This is a genomic window from Nonomuraea sp. NPDC001636 (assembly GCF_040298265.1).
Taxonomy (GTDB): Bacteria; Actinomycetota; Actinomycetes; order Streptosporangiales; family Streptosporangiaceae; genus Nonomuraea.
The window spans coordinates 156988-182826 of sequence record NZ_JBEOZT010000015.1; the positions used below are offsets into that span (position 1 = coordinate 156988).

The 25839-nt window shown below is 73.3% G+C and carries 27 protein-coding genes and 1 tRNA gene; 11 read left to right on the plus strand and 17 right to left on the minus strand.

Going from position 1 to position 25839, the window contains the following annotated elements; genetic code table 11:
• Positions 1 to 19 precede the first annotated feature (19 nt).
• Entirely contained in the window at positions 20 to 814 is a 795-nt protein-coding gene (locus tag ABT158_RS26910; protein ID WP_352357878.1) for a hypothetical protein, read from the minus strand.
• Between the two features lie 170 nt (positions 815 to 984).
• Between ABT158_RS26910 and ABT158_RS26915 the strand changes: the two genes are divergently transcribed.
• Positions 985 to 1950 (plus strand): DUF3616 domain-containing protein, encoded by a 966-nt coding sequence (locus ABT158_RS26915; protein ID WP_352357880.1) that lies wholly within the window; start codon positions 985 to 987, stop codon positions 1948 to 1950.
• Here the strand turns inward: ABT158_RS26915 and ABT158_RS26920 are convergent.
• Together ABT158_RS26920 and ABT158_RS26925 are read right to left on the minus strand one after the other, a co-directional pair.
• Complete coding sequence (locus ABT158_RS26920; protein ID WP_352357882.1) at positions 1940 to 2608, minus strand: peptidyl-tRNA hydrolase; 669 nt, start codon at positions 2606 to 2608, stop codon at positions 1940 to 1942. The genes ABT158_RS26915 and ABT158_RS26920 overlap by 11 nt on opposite strands.
• Positions 2608 to 3876: an MFS transporter gene (locus ABT158_RS26925; RefSeq protein WP_352357884.1), complete on the minus strand. Its 1269-nt coding sequence runs from the start codon at positions 3874 to 3876 to the stop codon at positions 2608 to 2610. The genes ABT158_RS26920 and ABT158_RS26925 overlap by 1 nt, the downstream gene beginning before the upstream one ends.
• Before the next feature lie 71 nt (positions 3877 to 3947).
• On the opposite strand from ABT158_RS26925, the gene ABT158_RS26930 reads away from it, so the two are divergent.
• Entirely contained in the window at positions 3948 to 4898 is a 951-nt protein-coding gene (locus ABT158_RS26930) for a GlxA family transcriptional regulator (RefSeq protein ID WP_352357886.1), read from the plus strand.
• A gap of 5 nt (positions 4899 to 4903) precedes the next feature.
• On the opposite strand, the gene ABT158_RS26935 is transcribed toward ABT158_RS26930, so the two are convergent.
• On the minus strand, positions 4904 to 5668 hold the full coding sequence (locus ABT158_RS26935; protein WP_352357888.1) for a class II aldolase/adducin family protein: 765 nt from the start codon (positions 5666 to 5668) through the stop codon (positions 4904 to 4906).
• A 38-nt stretch (positions 5669 to 5706) separates the two neighbouring features.
• Positions 5707 to 6156, minus strand: a complete 450-nt coding sequence (locus tag ABT158_RS26940; protein WP_352357890.1) for a hypothetical protein — start codon at positions 6154 to 6156, stop codon at positions 5707 to 5709.
• Between the two features lie 38 nt (positions 6157 to 6194).
• Here ABT158_RS26940 and ABT158_RS26945 point away from each other — a divergent pair, with 38 nt between their 5' ends.
• The gene (locus ABT158_RS26945; protein WP_352357892.1) at positions 6195 to 6809 is read left to right on the plus strand and encodes a TetR/AcrR family transcriptional regulator; all 615 of its coding nucleotides are present in this window, start codon (positions 6195 to 6197) and stop codon (positions 6807 to 6809) included.
• On the opposite strand, the gene ABT158_RS26950 is transcribed toward ABT158_RS26945, so the two are convergent.
• Entirely contained in the window at positions 6768 to 8249 is a 1482-nt protein-coding gene (locus ABT158_RS26950; RefSeq protein WP_352357894.1) for an FAD-dependent monooxygenase, read from the minus strand. The genes ABT158_RS26945 and ABT158_RS26950 overlap by 42 nt on opposite strands.
• Entirely contained in the window at positions 8246 to 8869 is a 624-nt protein-coding gene (locus ABT158_RS26955; RefSeq protein ID WP_352357896.1) for a TetR/AcrR family transcriptional regulator, read from the minus strand. Before ABT158_RS26955 ends, ABT158_RS26950 begins: the two co-directional genes overlap by 4 nt.
• A 98-nt stretch (positions 8870 to 8967) precedes the next feature.
• Between ABT158_RS26955 and ABT158_RS26960 the strand changes: the two genes are divergently transcribed.
• The 3 genes from ABT158_RS26960 (at position 8968) to ABT158_RS26970 (ending at position 10939) form a co-directional block, all read left to right on the plus strand.
• Positions 8968 to 9543, plus strand: coding sequence for a CGNR zinc finger domain-containing protein (locus ABT158_RS26960; protein WP_352357898.1), 576 nt, complete (start codon positions 8968 to 8970; stop codon positions 9541 to 9543).
• An 88-nt stretch (positions 9544 to 9631) separates the two neighbouring features.
• Positions 9632 to 10075 (plus strand): VOC family protein, encoded by a 444-nt coding sequence (locus ABT158_RS26965; protein WP_352357900.1) that lies wholly within the window; start codon positions 9632 to 9634, stop codon positions 10073 to 10075.
• Positions 10076 to 10939 carry a pyridoxamine 5'-phosphate oxidase family protein gene (locus ABT158_RS26970; protein WP_352357902.1) on the plus strand — a complete coding sequence of 288 codons (864 nt, stop codon included), beginning with the start codon at positions 10076 to 10078 and terminating at the stop codon, positions 10937 to 10939.
• Between the two features lie 289 nt (positions 10940 to 11228).
• Here ABT158_RS26970 and ABT158_RS26975 read toward each other — a convergent pair whose 3' ends face one another.
• Entirely contained in the window at positions 11229 to 12560 is a 1332-nt protein-coding gene (locus tag ABT158_RS26975; protein WP_352357904.1) for an MFS transporter, read from the minus strand.
• A gap of 22 nt (positions 12561 to 12582) precedes the next feature.
• Between ABT158_RS26975 and ABT158_RS26980 the strand changes: the two genes are divergently transcribed.
• Positions 12583 to 13239 (plus strand): TetR/AcrR family transcriptional regulator, encoded by a 657-nt coding sequence (locus tag ABT158_RS26980; RefSeq protein ID WP_352357906.1) that lies wholly within the window; start codon positions 12583 to 12585, stop codon positions 13237 to 13239.
• A 1-nt stretch (position 13240) separates the two neighbouring features.
• On the opposite strand, the gene ABT158_RS26985 is transcribed toward ABT158_RS26980, so the two are convergent.
• Positions 13241 to 14188, minus strand: coding sequence for a helix-turn-helix domain-containing protein (locus ABT158_RS26985; protein ID WP_502911573.1), 948 nt, complete (start codon positions 14186 to 14188; stop codon positions 13241 to 13243).
• A gap of 196 nt (positions 14189 to 14384) precedes the next feature.
• Here ABT158_RS26985 and ABT158_RS26990 point away from each other — a divergent pair, with 196 nt between their 5' ends.
• Together ABT158_RS26990 and ABT158_RS26995 are read left to right on the plus strand one after the other, a co-directional pair.
• Positions 14385 to 15404 (plus strand): type III polyketide synthase, encoded by a 1020-nt coding sequence (locus tag ABT158_RS26990; RefSeq protein ID WP_352357910.1) that lies wholly within the window; start codon positions 14385 to 14387, stop codon positions 15402 to 15404.
• A 271-nt stretch (positions 15405 to 15675) separates the two neighbouring features.
• Positions 15676 to 17166, plus strand: a complete 1491-nt coding sequence (locus ABT158_RS26995; RefSeq protein WP_352357912.1) for a vWA domain-containing protein — start codon at positions 15676 to 15678, stop codon at positions 17164 to 17166.
• Between the two features lie 25 nt (positions 17167 to 17191).
• Here the strand turns inward: ABT158_RS26995 and ABT158_RS27000 are convergent, their stop codons facing one another.
• Positions 17192 to 17857 carry a tRNA-dependent cyclodipeptide synthase gene (locus ABT158_RS27000; protein ID WP_352357914.1) on the minus strand — a complete coding sequence of 222 codons (666 nt, stop codon included), beginning with the start codon at positions 17855 to 17857 and terminating at the stop codon, positions 17192 to 17194.
• A 94-nt stretch (positions 17858 to 17951) separates the two neighbouring features.
• Here ABT158_RS27000 and ABT158_RS27005 point away from each other — a divergent pair.
• Positions 17952 to 18024: transfer RNA gene (locus tag ABT158_RS27005), tRNA-Ala, on the plus strand.
• Between the two features lie 29 nt (positions 18025 to 18053).
• On the opposite strand, the gene ABT158_RS27010 is transcribed toward ABT158_RS27005, so the two are convergent.
• The 3 genes from ABT158_RS27010 to ABT158_RS27020 all read right to left on the minus strand — a co-directional run bounded on the left by ABT158_RS27010 (position 18054) and on the right by ABT158_RS27020 (position 20583).
• Positions 18054 to 18458: a DUF3224 domain-containing protein gene (locus ABT158_RS27010; RefSeq protein ID WP_352357916.1), complete on the minus strand. Its 405-nt coding sequence runs from the start codon at positions 18456 to 18458 to the stop codon at positions 18054 to 18056.
• 36 nt (positions 18459 to 18494) lie between these two features.
• Positions 18495 to 19286 carry an LLM class flavin-dependent oxidoreductase gene (locus ABT158_RS27015; protein ID WP_352357918.1) on the minus strand — a complete coding sequence of 264 codons (792 nt, stop codon included), beginning with the start codon at positions 19284 to 19286 and terminating at the stop codon, positions 18495 to 18497.
• Positions 19287 to 19377: 91 nt separating this feature from the next.
• A complete protein-coding gene (locus ABT158_RS27020; protein ID WP_352357920.1) occupies positions 19378 to 20583 on the minus strand; it encodes an FAD-binding protein in 1206 nt (401 codons plus the stop codon).
• Positions 20584 to 20649: 66 nt separating this feature from the next.
• Here ABT158_RS27020 and ABT158_RS27025 point away from each other — a divergent pair, with 66 nt between their 5' ends.
• Positions 20650 to 20997, plus strand: coding sequence for a PLDc N-terminal domain-containing protein (locus ABT158_RS27025; RefSeq protein ID WP_352357922.1), 348 nt, complete (start codon positions 20650 to 20652; stop codon positions 20995 to 20997).
• Positions 20998 to 21003: 6 nt separating this feature from the next.
• Here ABT158_RS27025 and araA read toward each other — a convergent pair whose 3' ends face one another.
• Genes araA through ABT158_RS27045 form a run of 4 tightly spaced genes read right to left on the minus strand, consistent with a single transcriptional unit; the run spans position 21004 to position 25770 of the window.
• A complete protein-coding gene (gene araA / locus ABT158_RS27030) occupies positions 21004 to 22458 on the minus strand; it encodes an L-arabinose isomerase (RefSeq protein ID WP_352357924.1) in 1455 nt (484 codons plus the stop codon).
• Complete coding sequence (locus tag ABT158_RS27035; protein WP_352357926.1) at positions 22455 to 23102, minus strand: L-ribulose-5-phosphate 4-epimerase; 648 nt, start codon at positions 23100 to 23102, stop codon at positions 22455 to 22457. The genes araA and ABT158_RS27035 overlap by 4 nt, the downstream gene beginning before the upstream one ends.
• Positions 23103 to 23113: 11 nt before the next feature.
• Complete coding sequence (araB, locus tag ABT158_RS27040; protein WP_352358044.1) at positions 23114 to 24733, minus strand: ribulokinase; 1620 nt, start codon at positions 24731 to 24733, stop codon at positions 23114 to 23116.
• A 53-nt stretch (positions 24734 to 24786) separates the two neighbouring features.
• A complete protein-coding gene (locus tag ABT158_RS27045) occupies positions 24787 to 25770 on the minus strand; it encodes a LacI family DNA-binding transcriptional regulator (protein WP_352358046.1) in 984 nt (327 codons plus the stop codon).
• Between the last annotated feature and the right edge of the window lie 69 nt (positions 25771 to 25839).

The window sequence follows — 25839 nt, forward strand, 5'->3', positions numbered from 1 at the left end:
CGCCGCATACATGATCTTTCTAGCCTAGAACACGCACTCCTGAGACCACGCGGCCAATATCACGCCAACGCTTTCTCTGCGAGTCAGGCACTGTGACGAACGCAAGTCCTGGCTTGCTCATTCCCCCGTCCATGACCACGACGGCCGCTCGGGAGGAATGTTTGCCGTATTTGACGCGATATACGAGCATCCATCCGGTTTTAACCCGTTGCGAGGCGAGCCAGCTGATCTTGGAGCCCTTGGGGTGGTGGTTGAGCGTCCAGCGCGCGGCCAGCAGCGCCGTGTCGCGCGGCGACCTCTGCTCCATGATCGGCAGCGGGCAGGTCACCAGCATGCCGCGCAGCATGCCGCCGCGCACCGCCGGCAGCACCTGCTTGCTGGTGAACGGCGCCGCCCCGTGCGTCTTCCACGGCTTGCCCAGCCGGGGCACGGCCAGGCCGGTGCGCGTGTCCTTCACCAGGCGCCTGGCCGGCCGGGGCAGGGCCATCCGCTTGACGCGGCCGGTCAGGCGGGGCACCCGCGGGTCGGCGTACAGGGCCTGCATGGCGGTGTAGCCGGGGGCGAGCGAGGCGCCCGGCGACGGGGTCGGGGTGAGAGCGGACGTCGGCGTGGCGGACGACGTCGGCGTGGGGGTGGCCGACGGCGTGGGGGCCTGCGCGGACGAGGCGGGTGCGGACGAGGCGGGTGCGGCCGGCGGCGCGGTTACCGGCCCCGCCACGACCTCGTCCGGCCCGGACGGGAGCGCCAGGACGATCACTGTGGCGCCGACCGCCACGGCCGCCACAACGGCGAGCCCCCGATAGATCGACCGCATGCGGACATCGCCGATGCGGGAGCGCCTGGGCGGTGAAACAGGGTTCGCAGGGCGGTCTGTGGTTCTCACTCGTGAACCCTCGGTCTCATCTTCCCCATGGAGCACGACGGGAGCGTACGACATATCCCGCCATTGCGTGTGTGAAGCGACCGAAGTGCAATCATGGCGGGGTGGAACAGGTGGAACTGCGGTTCGGCGAGGACTCCCGGTTCGCCCAGACGCACACGAATCTCTCCGCGGTCAGGTGGGAGCCGTCGGGACTGTGGGTGGCCGGCGACGAGACCGCCACCGTCGAGCGGCTCACCTGGACCGGCGACCACTTCGGCGACGAACGCTCCTTCTTCCTGGCCGACTACGTGGACCTGCCCGCCGGACGCTTCGACGAGGCCGACATCGAGGGCCTGGCCAGGGCCGACGGCCATCTGTGGGCGGTCGGCTCGCACAGCCTCAAACGCCGCAAGGCCAAGCCGGGCTCGCCGGAGAAGTCGATCAGGCGGCTGGGCACGGTCGTCCGCGAGGAGAACCGGTTCATCCTGGTCCGCCTGCCGCTGGACGGGACCGGCGAGCGTCCGCTGCCCGGCGCGATCCTTTCCGGCGAGCGCAACGTCGCCGCCATGCTGTCCGGCGACCGCCATCTGGCGCCGTTCCTGGCGCTGCCGGGCAAGGACAACGGGCTCGACATCGAGGGCATCGCGGTCGTGGGCGAGCGGGTCTACCTGGGGCTGCGCGGGCCGGTGCTGCGCGGCTGGGCGGTGGTGCTGGAGATCCGTCCGGTGGACGACGGCGGCGGCCGGTTACGGCTCGACGGGCCGTACCGCAAGCACTTCCTCGACCTCGGCGGGCTGGGCGTGCGGGACATGTGCCCGCACGGCGGCGACCTGCTGCTGCTCACCGGCCCGACGATGAGCCTGGACGGCCCGGTGCGGGTCGTGCGCTGGCGGGAGCGGCAGGGCGGCGGGCTGGTGCCCGCGCACGACCTGGAGACGGTCCTGGAGCTGCCCTACGGCGTCGGCGACGACCATCCGGAGGGGCTGGCCGTGCTGCCCGACGGCCGGCTCATGGTCGTCTACGACAGCCCGTCGCCCGCCCGGATCACCCCGGCGGGCGGCGTGCTGGCCGACGTCTTCACGATCTAGCGACCCGCCCGAGGAGCCAGGGCGCCTCGGCGACGAACGTGCACGAACCCGGCTCGATCTCGGTGAACCCGGCGTCGCGCACCACGGGCAGCCCGGCGGCCACCTTGGCGTCGAAGTCGTCCCTGCCGGGCGCGGCGCGCACGGAGACGGCCAGGCCGTCGGCCCGCCAGGCGGCCCGCTCGGCCTCGTCACTGGCCCACCAGGCGAGCTGCGCGGCGTGCCCGGCCTGGGCCATGGCCTTGCCCGCCGACATGGTCAGCACGGGGTTCTCCCACAGCACCGGCGGGCCGGCGGGCGGGTCGCCGGGCTCGGCGGCGTCGCTCAGCTCGGTGCCGCCCACCTGGAGCCGGGCCAGGTCCTTGGGCCAGGCGTCGAGCGGGACGGGCGGGTGCACCCGCACCTGCGCCGTGCGGTGCTCGACCGTGCGGCCGGGAAGCGCGGCGGCCCTGCGCCACTCGGCGCCCCTGGCGCGCCGCACCACCTTGCGGATCTTGCCGGTGGACTGCCAGGCGTGCAGCTCGGCGGCCCACTCCCCCGGGTCGTCCAGCAGGCTCAGCACGGCCATGGCGGCGGCCTCCAGCGCGTCGGTGCGCTCGGGGGGAGCGGCCCTCTCGATCCTGACCACGAGGGGGAGGACCATCAGTTCGGTCTCGTTCATCACCGTCTAGCATGCCGGATGGCCAGGGACATTCCCGCGGCCAGGAGGCAGAGGGCGCCGGCGGCGTACCAGGCCAGGTCGTAGGCGCCGAGATGGTCGCGGGTCAGGCCGGCGCCCACGGCGGCCACGGCGGCGCCCACCTGGTGCGAGGCGAACACCCAGCCGAACACGACCGCGCCGTCCTGGCCGTAGATCTGGCGGCACAGGGCGACGGTCGGGGGCACGGTGGCCACCCAGTCCAGGCCGTAGAAGACGATGAAGATCAGCATGCTGGGCTCGGTGGTGGCCGCGAACAGGCCGGGCAGCAGCATCAGCGACAGGCCGCGCAGTCCGTAGTAGACGCCGAGCAGCAGCTTGGGGTTGACCTTGTCGCTGAGCCAGCCGGAGGCGACCGTCCCGGCGATGTCGAAGATCCCGATGATCGCGAGCAGGCCGGCGGCGACCGGCTCGGCCATGCCGTGGTCGTGCGCGGCGGGGATGAAGTGCGTGCCGACCAGGCCGTTGGTGCTCATGCCGCAGATCGCGAAGCCGCCGGCGAGGAACCAGAAGGGCCGCGTGCGCGCGGCCGAGCGCAGCACCGTCAGCGCCCGCGCCGCCGCGTTCCCGCCGGCCGGCCCGGTCCGTACGGCGCCCGCCTCGGCACCGAGCGCCGTCGTGCCCACCTCCTCGGGGTGGTCGCGCAGCAGCCACCAGACGAACGGCACCACCGCGAGCGCGGCGCCCGCCACCGTCAGGGAGGCGGCCCGCCAGCCCGGCCCCTCGGCGAGCCAGGCCAGCACGGGCAGGAAGATGAGCTGCCCCGTCGCGCCCGCCGCGGTCAGGATGCCGGTGACCAGCCCGCGGTGCCGGACGAACCAGCGGTCGGTCACCGTGGCGGCGAACACCAGCGCCATCGACCCGGTGCCGAGCCCGATGAACACGCCCCAGAACAGCAGCAGGTGCCAGCTCGCCGTCATGATCACGGTGAGCCCGCTGCCCACCGCGACCAGCAGCAGGGCCAGCGACACCACGCGGCGCATGCCGAAGCGGTCCATCAGCGCGGCGGCGAAGGGCGCGGTCAGCCCGTAGAGCACCAGGTTGATCGACACGGCCAGCGAGATCGTGCCCGTGCTCCAGCCGAACTCGTCGTGCAGCGGGGTGATCAGCACGCCGGGGGTGGCGCGGAAGCCGGCCGCGCCGAGGATGGCCACGAAGGCCACGGCCGCGACCCACCAGGCGCGGTGGATCCTGCGGGTCCGCGTGGGGGCGGGGGTGGTGCTCAACGTCATGCGCCAATCCTGATTCATCGCATTTTGACGGCGCGAGTGGCCCGAAAGCCAATATGTGCAAGAATCGGGCCATGGCCCATCGTGTCGCGGTCGTCGTGCTGAACCACTTCGCCCCGCTCGACCTCGGCGTGCCCGGCCAGGTCTTCCAGTCGGCCGAGACGCCGGACGGCGAGAAGCTCTACGAGGTCGTGACCTGCTCCCCCGACCGCGAGCCGGTCCGCTGCACGGCCGGTTACACCGTGCTGCCCGACCACGACCTCGACGTGCTGGACACGGCCGACACGGTGCTGGTCCCCGGCATCCACGCGGGCCGGGCAATGAAGGACGGCACGATCACCGCCACCCTGCGCGCCGCGTTGCAGGACCGGCCGCGGGTCATGTCGATCTGCACGGGCGCGTTCGTGCTGGCCGCGGCGGGCCTGCTGGACGGCCGTCCGGCCACCACGCACTGGCGCGAGGCGGCCCGGTTCGCCGCCCTGTTCCCCCAGGTCAAGCTGGACCCCGACGTGCTCTTCGTGGACGACGGCGACGTGCTGACCTCGGCCGGGGTGGCGGCGGGCCTCGACCTGTGCCTGTACGTGATCAAGCGCGACCACGGCACCGAGGTGGCCAACAGGGCCGCCCGCCGCTGCGTGATGCCGCCCTGGCGGGACGGCGGCCAGGCGCAGTACATCGAGCGCCCCCTGCCGCACGACGGCGCCGGCGGCACCGCCGCGACCCGCGACTGGATGCTGGCCCACCTCGACGCCCCGCTCGACCTGGCCGCGCTGGCCGCCCACGCCAGGATGAGCGTGCGCACCTTCACCAGGCGCTTTCGCGAGGAGACCGGGATGAGCCCGGCCAAATGGCTGTCCGGCCACCGCGTCCGCCACGCCAGGCGGCTGCTGGAGACCACCGACCTCGGCGTGGAGGAGGTGGCCAGGCGCTCCGGCTTCGGCACGGCGGTCTCGCTCCGGCAGCACCTGCACGCGGCCGTCGGCGTCGCGCCGCTGACCTACCGGCACACCTTCCGCAGCTCCTGAGAGCCCTACTCGAACAGGTCGGGCTGCTCGCGCACGATCTGGTCGTGCAGCGGCTGGTAGTTGATCCAGCCGACCAGGTCGTTGCCGATCTGCTGGTGGGTGAGCGCGGCGTTGTCGGGCTCGATGGGCACGACCTGCCCGGCGGCCTTGGCCAGGAGCTGCACCTGGGCCGAGCGTTCCATGGTGATGAACCACCAGGCGGCCGCGTCGACCGTGTCGCCGACGGTCAGCAGGCCGTGGTTGCGCAGCACGAGGGCCTTGTTGCCGCCCAGCGTCGCGGCGATGCGCTTGCCCTCCTCCAGGTCGGTCACGACGCCCGTGTAGTCGTCGAACAGCGCGTTGTCCTGGTAGAAGGCGCAGGCGTCCTGGGTGATGGGCTCGATGGTCTGGCCGAGCGCGGACAGGGCGCGGCCGTGGATCGAGTGGCTGTGGGCGGCCGCGACGACGTCGGGGCGGGCCTGGTGGACCTGCGAGTGGATGGCGAAGGCGGCCTCGTTGACGTGGTAGCGGCCCTCGACGACCTGGCCCTCGTGGTTGACCAGGATGAGGTCGCTGACCCTGACGTGCTTGAACGACATGCCGAACGGGTTGACCCAGAAGTGGTCACTCAGCTCGGGGTCGCGGGCGGTGATGTGCCCGGCCACGCCCTCCTCGAAGCCGAACCTGCCGAAGATGCGCAGCGCCGCCGCGAGCCGTTCCTTGCGGTGCCGCCGCTCCTCCTCGATCGTCTCGAACGTCGGCGGCAGGCGGAAGATGAGGTTGTCCGGCATGGCTCTCCTCGTGCACAGAATGTTGTTCTGACCGCAGACTAACGCCTGAACGGCACGCCCGCCGTCCGCGACCTGGCCAGGATCACCAGGGCCTCGCCGAGCAGGCCGACGCCAATCGACAGCGGGATCGAGCGCACCTCCTGGTGCATGCCGGCGGCCAGCGCCAGCGCGCCCACGCCGAAGCTGATCGCGAACGTCACGACCCACACGACCAGCGTCCGCCAGGTGTAGCGCTGCCAGAGCACGCCGTCCTTGGGGAAGACCTGCGTGGTGGCCGCGCGCAGGGCGCCGAAGGCGACGCCGATCAGGGCGGTGACCGCCAGCCACATGATGTCGAGCGCGGTGGGGCGCAGGCCGAGCAGGCCGTGGAGGCCGATGCCGATGAGGATGACCGGCGGCGCGTACACGTCCTTGGCGACGAGCGGCTGGCCGATCATGCGCCGGGCCACGGAGTAGACGACGAGCGCGGCGATTAGTAGCACGTCCATGCTAAATAAATTAGCAGGGCCGTGCTATAAAGGACAACATGCCGAAAGTCGTGGATCCCGAGGCCCGCCGCGACGAGGTGGCCGACGCCGTGTTCCGGGTCGTGCGCCGCGCCGGGTTCGAGCAGGCGTCGCTGCGGAACGTGGCGGAGGAGGCCGGGCTCGCCATCGGCTCGGTCCGCCACTACTTCGCCGGGCACACCGAGCTGATGACCTTCGCGATGCGCGCCTCGATCGAGCGGATCAGCGCGCGTCTGGAGGAACGCGTCGGCCCGCTGCTGGCCGCGCGGAACGGCGAGGAGCGGGCCGAGCTGGTGGAGCAGATGTTGTCGGAGCTGCTGCCCCTGGACGAGCCGCGGCTGGAGGAGGCGGCGGTCTGGCTGGCCTTCACGACGGCCGCGCGCACCCGGCCGGAGCTGCGGCCGCAGGCCCGCGAGGCGTACGACGGCATGCGTCGCCTGGTCGGCCGGATCATCGAGGGCATCGCCGCGCACCGCCGCCTGGACGCCGACGTCGAGGTGGAGACCGAACGGCTGTGCGCGCTGATCGACGGGCTCACGGTCGAGGGCGTGCTGCACCCCGAGCGGATGACGCCCGGCCTGATGCGCCGCTGTCTACGCCGCCACCTCGACACCCTTGCCGAACCAGGTCTCTAGCGCCTGCGTCAGCGTCTCGTCCGGCGTGCCCGCCCAGGCCACGTAGCCGTCGGGGCGCACCAGCACGGCCTCGGCCGGGCACGACGGCACGGTCACCGTCTCCACCCGCGCGTGGCGCACCCGCAGCTCGCCGGTGCGGTCGAGCAGCAGCGGACGGGCCCGGGAGGCGGGCTCGGCGGGCAGGTCGGCCAGGAACCGGCCGGCGAGGGGATGCCCGCTGCCGGGCGTCGGGTAGGGCAGGTCGGAGCCCGCCATGAGCGCCGCGACGCGCCGCCGGTTGGCGTCGTCGTCCAGCAGCTCGGCGAACAGCGCGCGCAGGGCGGTCACGTCGGGGCCCGGCGCGGCCAGGGCGAGCTGGGCGCTGGAGTGCAGGGCCACCCGCTCGGCGGCGGGCCTGCGCTCGGCGTCGTAGGTGTCGAGCAGGCCCGCGGGCGCCCAGCCCTGGATCTCGGCGGCCAGCTTCCAGGCCAGGTTGGCGGCGTCCTGGAGGCCGAGGTTGAGCCCGGGGGCGCCCATGGCCGAGTGCACGTGGGCGGCGTCGCCGGCGACCAGGACGCGGCCCGCCCGGTAGCGGTCGGCCACCCGGGTCTCCCGGCCGTTCAGCCGCCGGAGCAGGTGGGGGCCCGCGCCGGTGGGCGGGGCGAGCGGCAGGTCGGCCCCGAGCACGCGGGCCAGGCTCGCGCGCAGCTCGCCGATCGTCATCGGCACGTCGTCGCCGGGGGCCTCGCCGCCCCACTCCATCGCGGTGACCGAGAGCTCGCCCGGCCCCGTGGGCAGCAGCGCGTACGCGCCGCGCTCGGTCCGGTGCCAGGCGTAGAGCACGAACGTGCCGTGGCCGGGCACCTCCATCTCGGCCGTGCCGGGCCGCACGACCGCCCCCGGCACGGTGACGTGGGCCGTGCGGCTGACGACGTCGGGCGCGCTCACCCCCGGGAAGCCGATGCCGGCCCGCTTCCTGACCAGGCTGTGGGCGCCGTCGCAGCCCACCAGGTAGCGCGTCCGCAGCTCGAAGGGGCCTTCGGGGCCCGTCACCGCGAGCGTGACGCCCTCGGCGTCCTGCTCGAAGCCGGTCAGCTCGTGGCCGCGCCGGATCTCCACGCCCAGCTCGGCGGCCCGCCGCTCGAACAGCTCCTCCAGCTCCGGCTGCCGGACGGGCAGCGCCCGCAGCGGGTTGCCGTCGAGCCCGGCCAGGTCGAGCGGCATGGCGCCGAAGACGAACGCGGGCACCGGCGCGGGCACCGCGGCGAGCCCGCGCTGGTGCAGCAGGCCGACGACCTGGCCGATGACGCCGTTGGCCTTGGGCCGGTCGCTGCGGGCAGGCAGGCGTTCGAGCACGACGGGCCGGACGCCGGCCAGGCTGAGCTCGCAGGCCAGCATCAGGCCGTTGGGACCGGCGCCGGCGATGACGACGTCCGCGACCGCGGGGTCGGTCGTGGTCATGGGGTCTCTCCTTCGGGGTGGGGGGCGGGCAGCCCCGCGGCCAGGCGGTGCAGCGCCTCGCGCAGCACCGGCACCAGCGGGACGGGCGGGTCGGAGCGCAGCCAGTGGCCGACGGCCACCTGCACGGCGGCGCTCACCGTGGCCGCCACCAGGTGCGGGTAGAGGTCTTCGTCCGGATCGGTGCCCGTGCGCTCGGCCACGGCCGCGGCCAGCTCGCCGTCGGCCGCGAACTGGGCCTTCAGGGCCTCGGCGCGCAACGCGGGCTCCTCGGCCAGCAGCCTGGTGAGGGCCAGCCGGTCGGCGTCGGGCGGCCCCGGGCTGGTCAGGGCGTGTTCCCAGGGCTCGGCGACGGCCGCGATCAGCGCCTCCCACAGCGGCTCGGCCGTCGGACGGGCGCGCAGCACGGCCACCGTCCGCCGGACGCGGTCGGTGTGGCGGGCGGCGAGGGCCTCGTACTTGCTGGAGAAGTAGTTGTTGAACGTGCGCGGCGACACGCCGACCAGCTCGGCGACGTCCTCCACCCGGACGTTCTCCAGCCCGCGCTCCAGGGCCAGCCTGAGCGCCGCGTCCATCAGCGCCTCGCGGGTGGCCTGCTTCTTCCGTTCCCTCAATCCGGTCACCTTTTCAGAGTATGCATTTTTTCTGATTACGCAATGTTTCTGGGTACGCAGTTTTTTACCTAACGGCAGCATCGATGAGCAGACGTTAGATTGGAGGCATGTCCACCACGCTGACCATGGAGTTCGCCGGCACGGTCAGGGCCGACCGCTCCGGGCCCGTCGACCGGCTGCGCGACGCCGCCGCGATGACCGAATGGCTCCGCGAGCACGCGACCGACCTGGGCCTGCCGCCCGGCTTCACCGCCACGGAGGAGTTGCGCGAGCAGGCCGTACGGCTGCGCCAGGCCGTCCGGGCGCTGCTGGCCAGGGCGATCGCCCCGGAGCCGCCGAGCGTCGCGGACGCGGCCGACCTGCCCGGTTTCGCCGAGTCGCTGGCCCTGGTCAACGCGACCGCCCTGGCCGCCCCCATGGCCCCGCAACTGTCGTGGACCGGCGAGCCGGCGCTGACCATGGCCCCCGCGACCAAGGCGAACCCGTCCACCCGCCTGCGCGGGCGGCTCGCCGTCGCGACGGTGGAGTTCCTGGCCGGACCCGACCGCGTCCTGCTCCGCACCTGCGGAGCCCCGCGCTGCGTGCTCTATTTCGTCAAGGAGCACCCGCGCCAGGAGTGGTGCTCACCGGCGTGCGGCAACCGCGCACGGGCGGCGCGGCACTACCGGGAACACAAGAAATAACCCTCTCTAACGCCAGCGCACCATTTTTGCCGTTATATTGGTTTCTAACGGCCAATCAGTCGTGCAACCGTTAGACGAGGAGAGTCGTATGTCATTCCGGACCGGGCACGTCGGGCTCAACGTCACCGACCTCGACAGGTCGAAGGAGTTCTACGGCCGCGTCTTCGGCTTCACCGTCGCCCACGAGTCCGCCGAGGACGGCCGCCGCTACGCCCTCCTCGCCCAGGACGGCGAGCTCGTCGTCACGCTCTGGCAGCAGAGCGACGGCCGCTTCCCCACCGCCCTGCCCGGCCTGCACCACCTGTCCTTCCAGGTCGAGGACCTCGACGCGGTGCGCAGGGCCGAGCAGGTCATCAGGGAGATCGGCGCGAAGCTGCACCACGACGGCGTGGTGCCGCACGGCGAGGGCGCCTCCTCCGGCGGCGTGTTCTTCGAGGACCCCGACGGCATCCGGCTGGAGATCTCCGCGCCCGGCGCCGCGGGCGATCGTCCCGCGCCCACGGCCGGCGCTCCCACCTGCGGATTCTTCTAAATGAGACATCCGGGGGAGATCGCCGTCCAGGCCCGCGCCGGGGTGCGCACGCCGGGCGCGTTCGGCAGCTCGCGCACCCGTCCCGAGATCCCCGAGGTGGCCGCCGCGTTCCTGCGGGCGCAGCGCCTGCTGGTCGCGGGCGCGGCCGACGACCTCGGCCAGGTGTGGGCCGACGTGCTGACCGGGCCGCCGGGGTTCGCCGACGCCGACGACGACCGCACGATCACCGTCCGCGCCCTGCCCGCGGCGCCGCTGCGGGGCCTGTTCACGGCGGAACGCGACATCGGGCTGCTGGCCATAGAGCCGCGCACCCGGCGCCGGATGCGCGTCAACGGCACCGCCGTGCAGGCGGGCGATGGCCTGGTGATCTGGACGGAGCAGGTGTACTCCAACTGCCCCAAGTACATCCAGGCCCGCGAGCCCACCGCCGCGCCCGGCGTCCCGGAGGTCGTCGGCGGCGGGACGCGGCTCGCGCCGGGCCACGTCGAGTGGATCGAGCAGGCCGACACGTTCTTCATCGCCACCCGCGCCGCGGGCCTGGGGGCCGACGTCTCCCATCGCGGCGGCAACCCGGGGTTCGTCCGGGTGACCGGACCGAAGTCGCTGGAGTTCCCGGACTACGTCGGCAACTCGATGTACATGACGCTCGGCAACCTGGAGCTCGACCCGGCCGCCGGGCTGCTGTTCGTCGACTGGGACACCGGCCGCACCCTCCACCTGACCGGCCGGGCGGAGGTGGACTGGGCCGCGGAGCAGCGGTCCGTGCGGTTCGAGCTGACCGCGTACACGGAGGTGGACGGCACGGTCGGGGCGGGCTGGACCCCGCCGGAGCACCACCGCTTCAACCCGCCCGTCACCCGCTGACGACGGGCGGCGGGCTCAGAGGTTCGCGGGCATCGAGGTCACGCCGTTCAGCAGCGGGACGAGCTGTTCCTCCTCGTAGTCCAGGTGGGCCTCCAGCTCGGCGGCCAGCCGGTCGAGCTCGTCGCCCGCGCCCGCGTCCGTGGGCGTGCGGGGCGTCGCAGAAGGCCAGGCAGTGCGTGCGCAGGTCGGACCCCGCGCCGCCGGCCCGCAGGCGTGCCCGGCTCCCGCCGGAAGCCGTCGTGCAACTTCACCAGTTCGTCACCCCACGCGATCAGGCGCTGTTCCGCGCTCATGCCCACGCCACCGCCCTCGCCCGGTGGACGGCCGCGAACACGGCGGCCAGCAGGGCGGCCCCGGCGGCGACGCCGAAGCTCCAGCCCGCTCCCCCGGCGGCCGACACCGCCGCGCCGACGGCTCCGGCCAGGCTGCTGCCCACGACCCTGACCAGCGCGTTCACGCCGCCGGCCGCCGCGGTCTTGGCCGGCTCGACGTGCTCGACGGCCATCGTGCCGAGCGCCGCGTACACCAGGCCGACGCCGAGGCCCAGGACGGCGGCGGCCCCGTACAGGTCGGCGGCGGTGTCGCGGAAGACCACCAGCCACACCGCGGCGGCGGTGACCAGCGCGGAGCCGCCGGAGACCAGCGCCGCGGCCGGGAAGCGCCGCATCAGCGGCCCGGCCAGCATCGAGACGGCGAGCATCAGCACCGTGGTCGGCAGCAGGTACAGCCCCACCTGCAGCACCGAGGCCCCGAGGGCGCCCTGGGCGACCGCCGACAGCGTGGTGATCGCGCCGAACAGCGCGAACCCGATGAGGAACGAGGCCACCGTGGCCCCGACCGTGCCCCGGTGCAGCAACATGGGGATCTCGATCAGCGGCGAGGCGGTGCGCCGGGCCGTGACCACCCACACCACCGCGAGCACGACCGCCCCGGCCAGCAGCCCCAGCGTCGGCGGCGACGTCCAGCCCCAGGCGCCGCCCTTGCTGATCGCGAGCAGCAGGCAGACCAGCCAGCCGGCGACGAGCACGGCCCCCACCAGGTCGGGACGCCCAGCGCGCCCGGCCGGCGCCGCCTCCCGCACCAGCGCCGCCACCAGGACGAGGCTCAGCGCGCCCAGCGCCGCCAGGATCCAGAACATGGCCCGGTGGTCGCCGCCGACCAGCCCGGCCAGGATCATGCCGCCGCCGCTGCCCACGCCGATGGTGGCGCTCAGCACGCCGATCGCCGTGGCCAGCCGGTGGGCGGGGACCGCCTGCCTGGCCAGCCCCATGGCCAGCGGGAGCAGCGCGGCGGACACACCCTGGAGCACCCGTCCGGCGACGACCGCGCCGAGCGCGCCGGACAGCGCGGCGACCGCCGAACCGGCCACGAGCAGGGCGAGCGCGGACAGGGCGACCGGGCGGCGGCCGTACATGTCGCCGAGCCGGGACAGCAGCGGGATCGCGACCGCGCCGGACAGCAGCCCGGCGGTGAGCGTCCAGGAGACGGAGGTGGGCGACGCGCCGAACTGCCTCTGGAGCAGCGGGAGCAGCGGGACGACGACGGTCATCTGAAGTGACCCGACGGCGACGGCGAACGCCAGGACCACCACCGCCGTCCAGGGGGATGTCTTTTTATACATGTATAGAAAGTAACATGACGGCATGCCCGCACGCACTGGAAGGCCGCCCCGGATCTCGCGGGCGGACATCGTGGCAGCGGCGCACCGGGTCATCGAGGCCGACGGCGTCGGCGGGCTGACCATGCGCAGGCTGGCCAAGGAGGTCGGCAGCACGCCGATGGCGCTCTACCACCACGTCCGCGACAAGGAGGAGCTGCTGCTGCTCCTGCTCGACGAGTACGCGGCCGGGCTGCCGCGCCCCGACCTGCCCGCCGACCCGCGCGAACGGGTGGTCGTCGTGGCCCTGGCCATGCGCGACGGAGTGGCCGGCTGCCCCTGGGCGGTGGACGTGCTGCGCGCCGACGACCTGCTCGCGGTCGGCGCGCTGTGGTACCCGGAGAAGATCATCGACGCGGCCCTCGACGCGGGCCTGACGGCCGAGCGCGCCGTGCACCTCTACCGGATCATCTGGCACTACACGGCGGGCGAGATCGCCGTCCGCGCGGCGGCCGGGCGCAGGCGCGAGGAGGGCGGGCCGACCTACCGCGACCAGGTCTTCGCCGGCCTCGACCCGGCCGCCCTGCCCCGCCTGGCCGCACTGGGCGGCCGCTGGGCCGAGCTCACCGCCGCGGACACCTACGAGCTGGGGCTGCGCGCCCTGGTGGACGGCCTGCTCCCCCGCCCCAGGGCGACGGGTTGAGTCAGGGGCCGAAGGCGCGGCGGTAGGCGGAGGGCGAGGTGCGCATCGCGCGCGTGAAGTGGTGGCGGAACGTCGCCGGGCTCTCGAACCCGACCGCCGCCCCGATCTCCTCCACCGGCGCCGCCGTCGACTCCAGCATCGTCAGGCTCGCCGCCACCCGCTGCGAGATCACCCACCGCAGCGGGCTGGTCCCGGTCTGCCGCTTGAAGTGCCTGATGAACGAGCGTTGCGACATGTGCGCCACCGCGGCCAGGTCCGCCACGCCGATCGGCTCGGCCAGGTGGTCGAGCGCCCACCCCATCGCCCTGGCCACGCCGCCGTCGTCGGCCACCGGCGTGACGGCGGCCTCGATGAACTGGGCCTGACCGCCCTCCCGGTGCGGCGGGACGACCAGGCGGCGGGCGACCGCGTTGGCCACGTTCGGCCCGTGGTCGTTGCGTACCAAATGGACGAGCAGGTCGAGGCCGGCGGCGCTGCCCGCGCTGGTCAGCACGTCGCCGCCGTCCACGTACAGGACCGAGGGGTTGACGCGGACGGCGGGGAAGCGCCGCTGGAGCAGGTCGGCGTACCTCCAGTGGGTGGTGGCCTCGCGGCCGTCGAGGAGGCCGGCGGCGGCCAGCGCGAACGCGCCGGAGCAGATCGACACCATCCGGGCGCCCCGGCCGTGGGCCAGGCGCAGCGCCTCGACCAGCTCGCCCGAGACCTCGCCCCGGACGTCCGCCACGCCGGGCACGATCACCGTCCCGGCCCCGGCCAGGACGTCGAGCCCGTGCGCGGCCTGCATGGTGAACCCGCCGACCACGCGCAGCGGCTCGGGGGTCTCGGCGCACACCTTCAGGTCGTACCAGGGGACGTCCAGCTCGGGCCGGGGCAGCCCGAAGAACTCCACGACGCACCCCAGCTCGAACGGCGCCATCCCGTCGAAGGCCAGCACGGCGACGGTGGGCAACCGGGCGGGCACCGGCAGCGGTACCGGAGCCGGAACTGGAGGCGGACCCGGTACCGGCGGCCGGGCGGGGGCCGGACGCGGGGCGGCGGAGGTCGAGGGCGGTCGGCCGGAGGTCGGAAGCGGCACATACGCATATTAACCGCCCATATCCGGCGCGAGCAGGTTAGCGCTCGGCTCCCTGCGGCAGGAGTGATATATGCATATTTCGGGGGTAGAGACCGTTTTCCCCGATCACCGCTACGAGCAGGCGGAGATCACCGAAGCGTTCTCCCGTCTGACGGACTGCGACGAGGAGTTGCTGCGGCGCTTCCACGCGGCCACCGGCGTCGTGGGCCGCAACCTCGCACTCCCGCTGGACGGCTACACCAAGCTCGACTCCTTCGCCCGCGCCAACGCCATGTACGTCGAGATCGCCCTCGACCTGGGCGAACAGGCCGTCCGAGGCGCCCTCGAAAAGGCCGACGTGCCACCGGGGAAGATCGACCACCTGCTGTTCTGCTCGACCACCGGCCTGGCCACGCCCTCGCTGGACGCCAAGCTCGCCCAGCGCCTCGGGCTGCGCGGCGACGTCAAGCGGGTGCCCGTGTTCGGCCTCGGCTGCGCCGCCGGGGCCTCGGGCCTGTCGCGCCTGCACGACTACCTGCGCGGCTGGCCGGACCACGCCGCCGTGCTGGTCTGCGTGGAGCTGTGCTCGCTGACCATCCAGCGCGACGACTCCTCGATCGCCAACATGATCGCCAGCGGCCTGTTCGGGGACGGCGCGGCGGCCGTCGTGGCCACCGGGCGCGGCCGGGGCCCCGAGGTCGTCGCCACCCGCAGCAGGCTCTACCCCGACACCGAGCACCTGATGGGATGGGAGGTGGGGGACCACGGCTTCCACATCGTGCTCGACGCCGACCTCACCCACTTCGTGGACCAGGTGCTGGCCGACGACATCAGGGCCTTTCTGGCCGACTACGGCCTGACCCCCGACCAGGTGCCGACGTGGATCTGCCACCCCGGCGGCCCCAAGGTCATCGACAAGATCGTGCAGAGCCTCGACCTCGACCCCAGGGCCCTGGACGTGACGTGGCGGTCGCTGCGGACGTACGGGAACCTGTCGTCGGTCTCGGTGCTGCACGTGCTCCAGGAGACCCGCGGGCACGCCGGGCGGCCCGCCGTCCTGATGGCCCTGGGCCCCGGCTTCTCCGCCGAACTGCTCCTGCTCCACTGGTGACGACGACCGGCCGACGACCGGCCGACATGCGGGCGGCGAACGGGCGGCGAACGGGCGAAAACCGATGACGAACGGGCGACGGCCGGTAACGGCGGGGCGACGGCGGCCTCCTCCGGGCCCGCGCGACCGTCCGCGCCGCACATCCCCGCCCACCCCATCAATCCCGATCTGTCACAACTGATCACGTGACGATCGCGGTTTGCGCTCGCTTGCGTCTCCGGCCCGGCCGCTGCCACGCGGATCTCCGTCATAGGACGCGGAGGTGGTTGTGATGAGATGTCGCCCCTTAGCCATTCGTCCCCTGGCCATCAGCGTCGGGCTCGCCGCGCTTCTCGGACTCGCCGCGTGCGGCGGCTCCGGCGGATCGTCCACCGGCAGCGCCGCGCGGGCCCCCCTGTCCGACACGCAGCGTCAACCCGCGCCGAGCGCGTCCCCGGCCGGCACCCAGGAATCCGAGCAGGACACGACCAAGGCGCAGATCTCCACCTTCGCCCTGGACGTGGACACCGCCTCGTACGGCTACGCCCGCCGCACGCTCCAGGAAGGGCGCTGGCCCGCGCCCGGTGAGATCCGTCCCGAGGAGTGGGTCAACGCCTTCGCGCAGGACTACGCGCAGCCCTCCGACGACGGCTTCGCCGTGCACGTGGACGGCGCCCGGCTGCCCGGCCGCGACGAGGCCGTGCTCCGCGTGGGCCTGCAGACCCGCGCCTCCGACGCGGCCGCGCGCCGCCCGGCCAACCTCACGTTCGTGGTCGACGTCTCCGGCTCGATGGCCGAGACCGGCCGCCTCGACCTGGTCAAGTCGGCCCTGCACAAGCTGCTCGACCAGCTCGCGCCCGGCGACCAGGTGTCGCTCGTGGCCTTCAGCGACGAGGCGGAGGTGCTGGCCTCCATGACGCCGCTCACCGCCAGGAGCCAGCTGCACGCCGCGGTGGACGAGCTGGCCACCGCCGGCGGCACGAACCTGCAGAGCGGCGTCCTGACCGGGTACCGCGAGGCGTCCCAGGCGTTCCGTGCCGCCGCCACGAACCGGGTCGTCCTGCTCTCCGACGGCCTGGCCAACCAGGGCGACACCGAGTGGCGGACCATCGTCGGGCAGGTCAAGGAGTACGCGGGCAAGCAGGTCACGCTGCTCACCGTCGGCGTCGGCCGCGACTACGGCGACGAGCTGATGGAGCAGCTGGCCGACAACGGCGACGGCATGGCCGTCTACGTGGACTCCGAGCAGGAGGCCGAGAAGGTCTTCACCACCCAGCTCCCGGCCAACATCGAGGTACGGGCCCGCGACGCCAAGGCGCAGGTCGTCTTCAACCCCTCGGTCGTGGAGAGCTACCAGCTCATCGGCTACGAGAACCGCGCGATGTCGGCCGAGGAGTTCCGCGACGACAGCCGCGACGGCGGCGAGATCGGCCCCGGCCACTCGGTCACGGCCCTGTACGCCCTCCACCTCAAGCCGGGCGCGCGCGGGCAGCTCGCCCAGGCGACCGTGCGCTGGCAGGACCCCGACACCCGGGCGGCCTCCGAGGCCGGCAAGTCGCTGCGGGCCGACGAGCTGCAGCCCTCGATCTGGACCGGCACGCCGATCCGGCTGCAGGTGGACGTGGTGGTCGCCGCCTTCGCGGTCTACCTGCGCGACAGGAAGGCGTTCGGCCTGGACCTGCCGGCGCTGCGCGAGCACGCCGAGCGCCTGTCGGGGAGCTCGGAGGACCCGATGGTCGCCGAGCTGGTCACCCTGATCGACAAGGCCCGCTCGGTCGGCTGACCGCCCGGCGGGATCAGGCGGCGGGTCAGGCGGGGTCGGGGGCCGGCCGGGAGGCGACGAAGCCCTGGTGGGGCGAGCGCGAGACGGGCAGTGTGCCCGCGTAGAGCTCCCCCACCAGCGGCATGGGCTCGGGGTGGCAGAACACCGACGAGCCCGTGCGCAGGATCGCCGGGCTGTTCAGCACCAGCGGCAGCCCGGCCAGCAGGAACGGCAGCGCGTTCGCGGCCTGCTCGGGGCTGAGCTCCTGGCCGCCGACGCTCGGCAGCACCGCCGCCACGCACCGGGCGCGGAACGCGGCGTCCTTGGCGGCCAGCCGCTCCAGCTCCCGCCGGGAGCGCCGGTAGGCGCGGTTGCCGGCCAGCTCGTTCCAGTCGAAGACGGTGGCGTTGGCCGCGCCCATGCCTTCGAGCACCCGGATCACCCGGTTGCGCGTGTTGTTGGCCGCCGACCGCGCCTTGATCAGCGCCGCCCCGGACGGGAGCCCCCGCGCGACCAGCGTGCCGGCCAGCTCGACGCCCGGCACGAGCACGTGCACGCCGGTGAACGTGCGGGTCGCCCACTCCAGCAGGCTGCGGATGGCCCGCAGGGTGAAGAACCCGTTGAACGCGCTGACCTCGACGACGGCATGCTCACGAGCGGCGAGGATCTTCGCGCACCGCGGGGTCAACGGGACGGCCTGCACGCTGGACATGGCACGGAGAGTAGCAAGATTTGACTCAGCGTATGCCTGGTACGCGCATGTGTGTGGCGGGTCCCGGAGTCCGATACACTTGTGACCGCAGCAAGGGGCTATGGCGCAGTTGGTAGCGCGCCTCCATGGCATGGAGGAGGTCTGGGGTTCGAATCCCCATAGCTCCACCCCTCATCCACCCGGGCGTTCGCCCGGGTCACCTCCTCTCCCGCAGCTCGTAGTCCAGGGTGTAGGAGTGCGTGCCGTCCGGGGCGATGGTGATGGTCATCCGTCCCGTGATGCCGGTCAGCTCGCCGACGCCCGAGTCGGGCACGATCGTGATGCTGAGCGACTGGCCTCCGCGGTCGCTCAGCGCCTGGTGCGCCACGACGAAGCCGCCCTTCCGGCCCTCCAGGGTGCCCTCGATGCGTTCCAGCGCCACGTACGCGCGCGAGTCCTCCACCGGGGTCGAGGCCACCATCAGATGGACGACGCTCGTCCCGGTCAGGTCGCCGTGGAAGGTCTTGGTCATGCTGACGAGGCCGAGCGCGACGCCGTCGCGGTCGTCGAAGGGCGGCTTGGCGTCCCAGCCGGCGGTGTCGAAGGTTCCCTGTGCGGTCATGGGAAGCATCTTGCCGGGCTTACCTGTCAGCTTCCGTCAGGTACCGGCCAGACGTTCCACGACGGGCGCGAAGGCGTCGACGAACTGGGCGTTCACCGTCACGTACGAGATCCCGAGCCGGTCCCTGCGCCGCCGCAGGACGTCGGCCATCTCGTCGGGCGTGCCGGTGAGCAGGCCGGTGGCCTCGGGGCCGAGCGGGCCGAAGCGGCCGGTCAGCCAGGCGGGCGGCTCGCCGCCGGCGGCCACCAGGTTCATGCCGAGCTCCAGGTCGTGGAAGCGGTCGCCGGCCAGCTCGTACAGCTCGTCCAGCTTGGCGGCGACCTGGTCCTCGGTGTGCTGCGGCGGCACGCCGAGCGCCACCGTGTCGGCCTTGCGCGCGGCCAGCCCCAGCACGCGGGCGCCGGTCGCGGCGACCAGGATCGGCACGTCCTTGACCGCGTCGATCGTCGCGGCCAGGCGTGCCACGCGCTCGGCCGGGGTGCCGAACGGCACGCCGAGCGCCGCCGCGTCCTGCTCGGCGCCCGGACGGCCGGCGCCCAGCCCCAGCTCGAAGCGTCCGCCGGTGAGGGTGTGCAGGGTGGCGGTCTCCCAGGCCACGGTCTCGGGCGTGCGGTACGGGGCGCTGATCACGTACGTGCCGACGCGCAGCGTCGTAGTGACGGCGGCGGCCGCGGCCGCGGCGGCGAACGGCGACAGCGTCCCGAGCGTGTCGGGGACGAGCAGGGTGGAAAAGCCCAGGCTCTCGACCCTGCGGGCCAGCCCGGTCCAGGCCTGCGCGGTGGGGGCGTAACCGGCGACGGCGCCGAATCTGAACGGGTGATCGGTCATGCGCTCCACGATGCCGCGACGGCCCGGCCGGCACATCGTCCGCCGGACCGGTGGCCCGCTACGACGGCGGGCGCACGCCCGGCGCGGGCCGCTACTCCTCCGGCAGTAGCCGGACGAAGTCGTTGGCGAACGTGCCCGCCGGGTCCAGCCGCCCGGCCAGCTCGCGGAAGCGGGCGGGGCAGCCGGGGCGGCGGGTGAACAGCTTGCCCCAGTGGGGCCGCGGGCCGAAGGGGGCCAGCGTCCGCTCGACCAGGTCGATCGCCGGGAGCACGGTGGCGACGTCCCTGATCCAGGTGAAGTGCACGCCGACGCTGTCGCGGTCGCGGAAGGGGCTGAGCCACAGGTCGTCGGCGGCGATCGTGCGCACCTCGGAGATCTGCAGGGCCGGGCGGACGCGGTCGCCGACGGCGTACAGCTCGCGCAGCGCGGCGACCGCGTGCGCGCGGGGCAGCAGGAACTCCGACTGGAGCTCGTCGCCGGCGCCGCTCGGCGGGGCGTCGGGGCGGAAGTGCGGCAGCCGCTCGTGCCAGGGGCCCGGCACGCCGAGCTGCGTGGTGCAGGCGGCGGCGGGCATCCCGGGCAGCGGGTGGCGGGGGGCCGGGGCGGGGCGGGTGCCGTGCCAGGACCCGGCGGTGAACTCCTCGCGGCGCTTGAGCCAGATCCGGGTGTCGCGCCAGTCGGTGAACAGGCTGACGCTGTAGCCGCCGGCCATGATGTCGTCGAACCCGTCGAGCGCGTCGGGCGTCAGGCCCTCGCGGACGTACTGGCGCAGCTCGAAGGCCGGTACGAGGTCGAGCGTCAGCGTGTGGACGACGCCGAGGGCGCCCAGCGAGACGACCGCGCCGGCGAAGTCGTCGTCCCCGCGGGACAACGACAGCAGCGAGCCGTCGGCGGTGACCAGCTCCAGCCCGGACACGGCGGCGGCCAGGCAGCGGTTGGCGTCGCCGGAGCCGTGCGTGCCGGTCGCGACCGAGCCGGCGACCGAGATGTGCGGCAGCGAGGCCATGTTCTCCAGCGCGAACCCGGCCGCGTGCACCGCCTCGGCCAGCCGCGCGTACGTCGTGCCGGCCGCGACCCGGACCGTGCGCGCCGCGCTGTCGATCTCGATCGTCGCGGGCATGCGGTCGAGGACGACGAGGTCGCCGGTGGTGTCGGCGACGTCGTTGAAGGAATGACCGCTGCCCAGGGCCCGCACCCGGTCGCTTCCGGCCACCAGGCCGCACAGCTCGTCGAGCGAGGCGGGATGGTGGACGGCCCGCGCCCGGAAGGCGGTGTTGCCCGCCCAGTTGGTCAACATCACGGCTTCACCCTATTCATCCGGTTTCCCTTGCCGACTCCCCCGCCCGTCACTACGTTCGGCCCCGTGCTGTATCTGTCCGAGGCCATGGGCCTGGCCACCCTCGTGTTGTGGCTCTACTGCCTCTTCGACGTGATCACCACGCCGGACGCGGTCTGCAGGAACCTGCCCAAGATCGTATGGGTGCTGGTGGTCCTGCTGTTCCCGCTGGTCGGCTCGATCGTCTGGCTCGTGGCGGGCCGTCCGGAACGCGCCCCGCAGGCGGCCTCGCGCCCGAGCGCGTTCCCCGAGTACGACCGCCCGGGGCGGTTCGCCGCCACCGACCCCGACGCCGACGCCGAGTTCCTGCGCCGCTGCCGCGAACGCGCCGAGGAGCAGCGCAGGAACGCCCCGAAGAAGCCGCCGGAGGACTAGAAGCGACTAGAAGCCCTGGGCCAGCCGGTAGTACGCCTGGTTCCAGCGCAGCTCCTTGGTGAACTGCGCCGTCGTGGTGTCCTTGTCGATCACCAGCAGCTCCACGCCGAGCATGTCGGCCAGGTCGGTCAGCTCCTCGCGCCCGACGGCCGTGGACAGCACGGTGTGGTGCGGCGCCCCGGCGGTCAGCCAGGACTCGGTCGAGGTGCGCAGGTTCGGCCGCGGCGACCAGACGGCGCGGGCCACGGGCAGCTTCGGCAGCGGCTGCGGCGGCGCGACGATGTCGATCTCGTTGGCCACCAGGCGGAACCTGTCGCCCATGTCGGCCAGGCCGACGACGATGCCGGGGCCGGGCGCGGCGTCGAACACCAGCCGCACCGGGTCCTCCCGCCCGCCGATGCTCAGCGGGTGGATCTCGCAGGACGGCGTCCCGGCGGCGATGGACGGGCAGACCTCCAGCATGTGCGCGCCGAGGATGAGCTCGTTGCCGGGCGTCAGGTCGTAGGTGTAGTCCTCCATGAACGACGTGCCGCCCGGCTTCATGGCCTTGAGGGTGCGCAGCAGGACCGAGGTCTTCCAGTCGCCCTCGCCGCCGAAGCCGTAGCCGTCGGCCATCAGGCGCTGCACGGCCAGGCCGGGGAGCTGGCGCAGGCCGCCGAGGTCCTCGAAGTTCGTGGTGAAGGCGCGGAAGCCGCCGCGCTCCAGGAAGCCGCGCAGGCCGAGCTCGATCCTGGCGGCGTACCGCAGCGACTCGTGGCGCTCGCCGAGCAGCTCGGGGGCCACCCGGTACAGCTCGGCGTACTCCTTGACCAGCGCCGACACGTCGGCGTCGGAGGCCGCGTCCACGGCCTCGACCAGCTCGTTGACGCCGTAGGTGTTGACCGAGACGCCGAAGCGCAGCTGCGCCTCGACCTTGTCGCCCTCGGTCACGGCCACGTCGCGCATGTTGTCGCCGAAGCGGGCCAGCCGCAGCGCCCGCACCTCGGCCACGCCCCTGGCCGCCCGCGCCCACGCCTCGACGCGCGCGCCGACGGCCGGGTCGCTGACGTGCCCGGCGACGGTCTTGCGCGGCACGCCGAGCCGGGTCTGCACGAACCCGAACTCGCGGTCGCCGTGCGCGGCTTGGTTGAGGTTCATGAAGTCCATGTCGATGGAGCTCCACGGCAGCTCGACGTCGGCCTGCGTGTGCAGGTGCAGCAGCGGCTTGCGCAGCGCGTCGAGGCCGGCGATCCACATCTTGGCCGGGGAGAAGGTGTGCATCCAGGCGATGACGCCGGCGCACTCGTCGTCCGCGTTGGCCTCCAGCATGACGCGCCTGATCGCGGTGGCGTCGGTCAGCACGGGCCGCCACTGCACGGGCACGGGAAGCTGCTCGGCAATGCGCCGCGACTGCTCGGCCACCTGGCTCAGCGTGTCCTCGCCGTACAGTCCCTGGCTGCCGGTCAGAAACCAGATGTTCAACGCGGGCTCCTCTGTCCGTAGACGTTCTGATAGCGGTCGTACAGGCGGTCGATGTGGGCCGGGCCGATGGGCAGCGGCGTGCCGAGCTGCCTGGACACGTGGACGGTGCGGGCCACGTCCTCGCACATCACGGCGGCCTTGACGGCGGCCTTGGGGTCCTTGCCGATGGTGAAGACGCCGTGGTTCTGCATGAGCACGGCCGGCGAGCGGTGGCCCTTGAGCGTCCGCACGACGCCCTGGCCGATGGAGTCGTCCCCGATCAGCGCGAACGGGCCGACCGGGATCTCGCCGCCGAACTCGTCGGCCATGGCCGTCAGCACGCACGGGATGGCCTCGCCGCGGGCCGCCCACGCCGAGGCGTAGGTCGAGTGGGTGTGCACGACGCCGCCCACCTCGGGCATCTCGCGGTAGACGTAGGCGTGCGCGGCGGTGTCGCTGGAGGGCGCGTGGGCCCCCTCGACGAGGTTGCCGTCGAGGTCGCAGACGACCATGTTCTCCGGGGTCAGCTCGTCGTAGGAGACCCCGGACGGCTTGATGACGAACAGCTCCTCGCCCGGGACGCGGCCCGAGACGTTGCCCGCGGTCCAGACGACCAGGCCGTAGTGCACCAGCTCGGCGTGCAGCCCGGCGACGGTCGCTCTCATTGCCTCGTGGTTCACTTGGCGGCCTCGTTCCTGATCGCGCGGAGGGTGTGCAGCATGCGCCCGTCCCCGAAGTGGTCGTGCAGGTCGCGGTACTGGGCGTACAGGCGGTCGTAGGCGTCGGCGCGGGCCTCGTCCGGCACGTACGCCGCCGGCGTGCGCTTGCCCATCGCCGCGGCGGCCTCCTCGATGCCCGGGTAGGCCCCGGCGGCGACGGCGGCGTGCACGGCCGAGCCGAGCGCCGGGCCCTGGTCGGAGCCGATGACCGACAGCGGGCGGCGCAGCACGTCGGCGTAGACCTGCATGAGGAAGCGGTTCTTCAGCAGCCCGCCGGCGACCACGAACTCCTCGACGGGCACGCCGGACTTCTCGAACGTCTCGACGATCATGCGGGCGCCGTACGCGGTGGACTCGATGAGCGCGCGGTAGACGTCCTCGGGCCTGGTGGCCAGGGTCTGGCCGACGATCACGCCGGACAGGTCGTGGTCCACGAGCACCGAGCGGTTGCCGCCGAACCAGTCGAGCGCGACCAGCCCGTGCGCGCCGACGGCCTGGCGCTCGGCCAGCTCGGTCAGGCGCTCGTGGCCCTCGGTGCCGAAGGTGTCGACGTACCAGGCGAAGATGTCGCCGACGGCGGACTGGCCGGCCTCGTAGCCCCACAGGCCGGGCACGATGCCGTCCCGGACGACACCGCACATCCCGGGCACCTCGGCCAGCCGGTCGCTGGGCATGATGTGGCAGGTGGAGGTGCCCATGATGGCCACCATCTGGCCGGGGCGCACGGCGTCCGCGGCGGCGGCGGTGACGTGGGCGTCCACGTTGCCGACGGCCACGGCGATGCCCTCGGGCAGGCCGGTCCATCCGGCCGCCCGCGCCGTCAGGACGCCGGCCAGGCCGCCGAGGGGGGCCAGGGTGACGCCGCCGACGTCGTCGCCGACCACGCCGGTGGCCAGTTTGCCGGCGAAGCCGGCGAAGGCAGGGTTCAGCGCGGTGAGGAAGTCCTCGGAGGGGTAGCTCCCGTCCTGGAAGACGCCCTTGTAGCCGGCGGTGCAGATGTTGCGGCTCTCGACGCCGGACAGCTGCCAGACGATCCAGTCGGCCGCCTCGATCCAGCGCTCGGCCCTGGCGTACACCTCGGGGGCCTCCTCCAGGACCTGCAGGGCCTTGGCGAACTCCCACTCCGAGGAGATCTTGCCGCCGTAGCGCGGCAGCCAGCTCTCGCCGCGCCGCGCGGCCAGCTCGTTGATGCGGTCGGCGTGCGGCTGGGCGGCGTGGTGCTTCCACAGCTTCGGCCAGGCGTGCGGCTGCTCGGGCGTCTCGAAGCACAGGGGTGTGCCGTCGGCCGTGGTCGGCAGGACGGTGCAGGCGGTGAAGTCGGTGCCGATGCCGATCACGTCCTCGGCGGCGACCCCGGCGGCGGCCAGGGCCCCGGGCACGGCCACGCGCAGCACGTCCAGCCAGTCGCGCGGCGACTGCAGCGCCCAGTCGGGGCCGAGCCGCACGCCGGTGCCGGGGAGCGTGTGCTCGATGACGCGCTCGGCGTACTCGTGGACGGCGCTGCCCAGCTCCGCGCCGTCGGACACGCGGACGACGACCGCGCGCCCCGACAGCGTGCCGAAGTCCACTCCGACCACGAACTTGTTAGCGTTCACATTGCACTCCAGAGAGTTGTCTGTTCGCCTGCCGGCTATCGGGCCGGCGCGGTGCTGGACCTGACGACGAAGCTGGGACGCACCACCATGCGCTCGTACGCCGCCGGCCCGGCGTCGATCTGCCGCAGCAGCACCTCGATGCAGTGGCGGCCCACCACGTCGAAGTCCTGCCGGACCGTGGTGAGCGGTGGGGAGAAGAACTCGGACTCGGGGATGTCGTCGAAGCCCACCACGCTGATCCGCCCGGGGACCGGCACCCCGGCCTCGCTGAGCGCGCGCAGCACGCCCAGCGCCATCTGGTCGTTGGCGGCGAACACCGCGGTGACCCCGTCCATCCCGGCCAGGCGCCGGCCGGCCGCGTACCCGGCGCGCGGGCTCCAGTCGCCGGGCAGCGGCTCGGGCACCGGGCGGCCGGCCGCCTCCAGCGTGGCGCGCCAGCCCTCGACGCGCCCCTCGGTCTCCAGCCAGTCGGACGGCCCCGTGACGTGCCATACCGTCTCGTGGCCCAGGTCGAGCAGGTGCTGGGTGGCGAGCCTGGCGCCCTCGACCTGGTCGATGCAGACCGCGGAGACGTCGGCGCCGTGCGCGCCCTCGACCACGACCGCGGGCACCCCGGCCGGCAGGCTCTCCAGGGCGGAGGCGGCCGAGCGCTGCGGCGCGACCACCACCACCCCGTCCACGCTCTGCTCGGCCAGGTAGTCGAGCGCGTCGCGGACGCTGGCCGCGTCGATCGACTTCAGGCTCACGATGCTGACGAAGTACCCCGCGGTCCTGGCCGCCTGCTCGATGCCGTAGACCATGCTGGCCGGGCCGTACAGGGTGGTGTCGAAGCTCACCACCCCGAGGGTGCGCGAGCGTTTGGTGACCAGCGCGCGGGCGACCAGGTTGCGGCGGTAGCCCAGCCGGAGGATCGCCTCCTCCACCCGGGCGCGGGTGTCGGCCCGGACGTTCGGGTGGTCGTTGAGCACCCGTGAGACCGTCTGGTGCGACACGCCGGCCTCCTTGGCCACGTCGGCCATGACCGGCGGACGCGGCCTGGGGCTCGGTACCACGGGTTCTCCTTTCGCGGGGCTTGCCGGGCCTGCGGT

What these genes read in the sequence shown, in the direction of transcription:
- ABT158_RS26995 (WP_352357912.1), top strand. Translation starts at nt 15,676, where the DNA reads ATGAGATGTCGCCCCTTAGCCATTCGTCCCCTGGCCATCAGCGTCGGG.
- ABT158_RS26930 (WP_352357886.1), top strand. Translation starts at nt 3,948, where the DNA reads ATGGCCCATCGTGTCGCGGTCGTCGTGCTGAACCACTTCGCCCCGCTC.
- ABT158_RS26920 (WP_352357882.1), bottom strand. Translation starts at nt 2,608, where the DNA reads ATGAACGAGACCGAACTGATGGTCCTCCCCCTCGTGGTCAGGATCGAG.
- ABT158_RS26960 (WP_352357898.1), top strand. Translation starts at nt 8,968, where the DNA reads ATGTCCACCACGCTGACCATGGAGTTCGCCGGCACGGTCAGGGCCGAC.
- ABT158_RS26940 (WP_352357890.1), bottom strand. Translation starts at nt 6,156, where the DNA reads ATGGACGTGCTACTAATCGCCGCGCTCGTCGTCTACTCCGTGGCCCGG.
- ABT158_RS27015 (WP_352357918.1), bottom strand. Translation starts at nt 19,286, where the DNA reads ATGACCGATCACCCGTTCAGATTCGGCGCCGTCGCCGGTTACGCCCCC.
- ABT158_RS26965 (WP_352357900.1), top strand. Translation starts at nt 9,632, where the DNA reads ATGTCATTCCGGACCGGGCACGTCGGGCTCAACGTCACCGACCTCGAC.
- ABT158_RS27020 (WP_352357920.1), bottom strand. Translation starts at nt 20,583, where the DNA reads ATGTTGACCAACTGGGCGGGCAACACCGCCTTCCGGGCGCGGGCCGTC.
- ABT158_RS26925 (WP_352357884.1), bottom strand. Translation starts at nt 3,876, where the DNA reads ATGACGTTGAGCACCACCCCCGCCCCCACGCGGACCCGCAGGATCCAC.
- ABT158_RS27035 (WP_352357926.1), bottom strand. Translation starts at nt 23,102, where the DNA reads ATGAGAGCGACCGTCGCCGGGCTGCACGCCGAGCTGGTGCACTACGGC.
- ABT158_RS26950 (WP_352357894.1), bottom strand. Translation starts at nt 8,249, where the DNA reads ATGACCACGACCGACCCCGCGGTCGCGGACGTCGTCATCGCCGGCGCC.
- ABT158_RS26975 (WP_352357904.1), bottom strand. Translation starts at nt 12,560, where the DNA reads ATGTATAAAAAGACATCCCCCTGGACGGCGGTGGTGGTCCTGGCGTTC.
- ABT158_RS27010 (WP_352357916.1), bottom strand. Translation starts at nt 18,458, where the DNA reads ATGACCGCACAGGGAACCTTCGACACCGCCGGCTGGGACGCCAAGCCG.
- ABT158_RS27045 (WP_352358046.1), bottom strand. Translation starts at nt 25,770, where the DNA reads ATGGCCGACGTGGCCAAGGAGGCCGGCGTGTCGCACCAGACGGTCTCA.
- ABT158_RS27000 (WP_352357914.1), bottom strand. Translation starts at nt 17,857, where the DNA reads ATGTCCAGCGTGCAGGCCGTCCCGTTGACCCCGCGGTGCGCGAAGATC.
- ABT158_RS26935 (WP_352357888.1), bottom strand. Translation starts at nt 5,668, where the DNA reads ATGCCGGACAACCTCATCTTCCGCCTGCCGCCGACGTTCGAGACGATC.
- ABT158_RS26910 (WP_352357878.1), bottom strand. Translation starts at nt 814, where the DNA reads ATGCGGTCGATCTATCGGGGGCTCGCCGTTGTGGCGGCCGTGGCGGTC.
- ABT158_RS26990 (WP_352357910.1), top strand. Translation starts at nt 14,385, where the DNA reads ATGCATATTTCGGGGGTAGAGACCGTTTTCCCCGATCACCGCTACGAG.
- ABT158_RS26980 (WP_352357906.1), top strand. Translation starts at nt 12,583, where the DNA reads ATGCCCGCACGCACTGGAAGGCCGCCCCGGATCTCGCGGGCGGACATC.
- ABT158_RS26970 (WP_352357902.1), top strand. Translation starts at nt 10,076, where the DNA reads ATGAGACATCCGGGGGAGATCGCCGTCCAGGCCCGCGCCGGGGTGCGC.
- ABT158_RS26945 (WP_352357892.1), top strand. Translation starts at nt 6,195, where the DNA reads ATGCCGAAAGTCGTGGATCCCGAGGCCCGCCGCGACGAGGTGGCCGAC.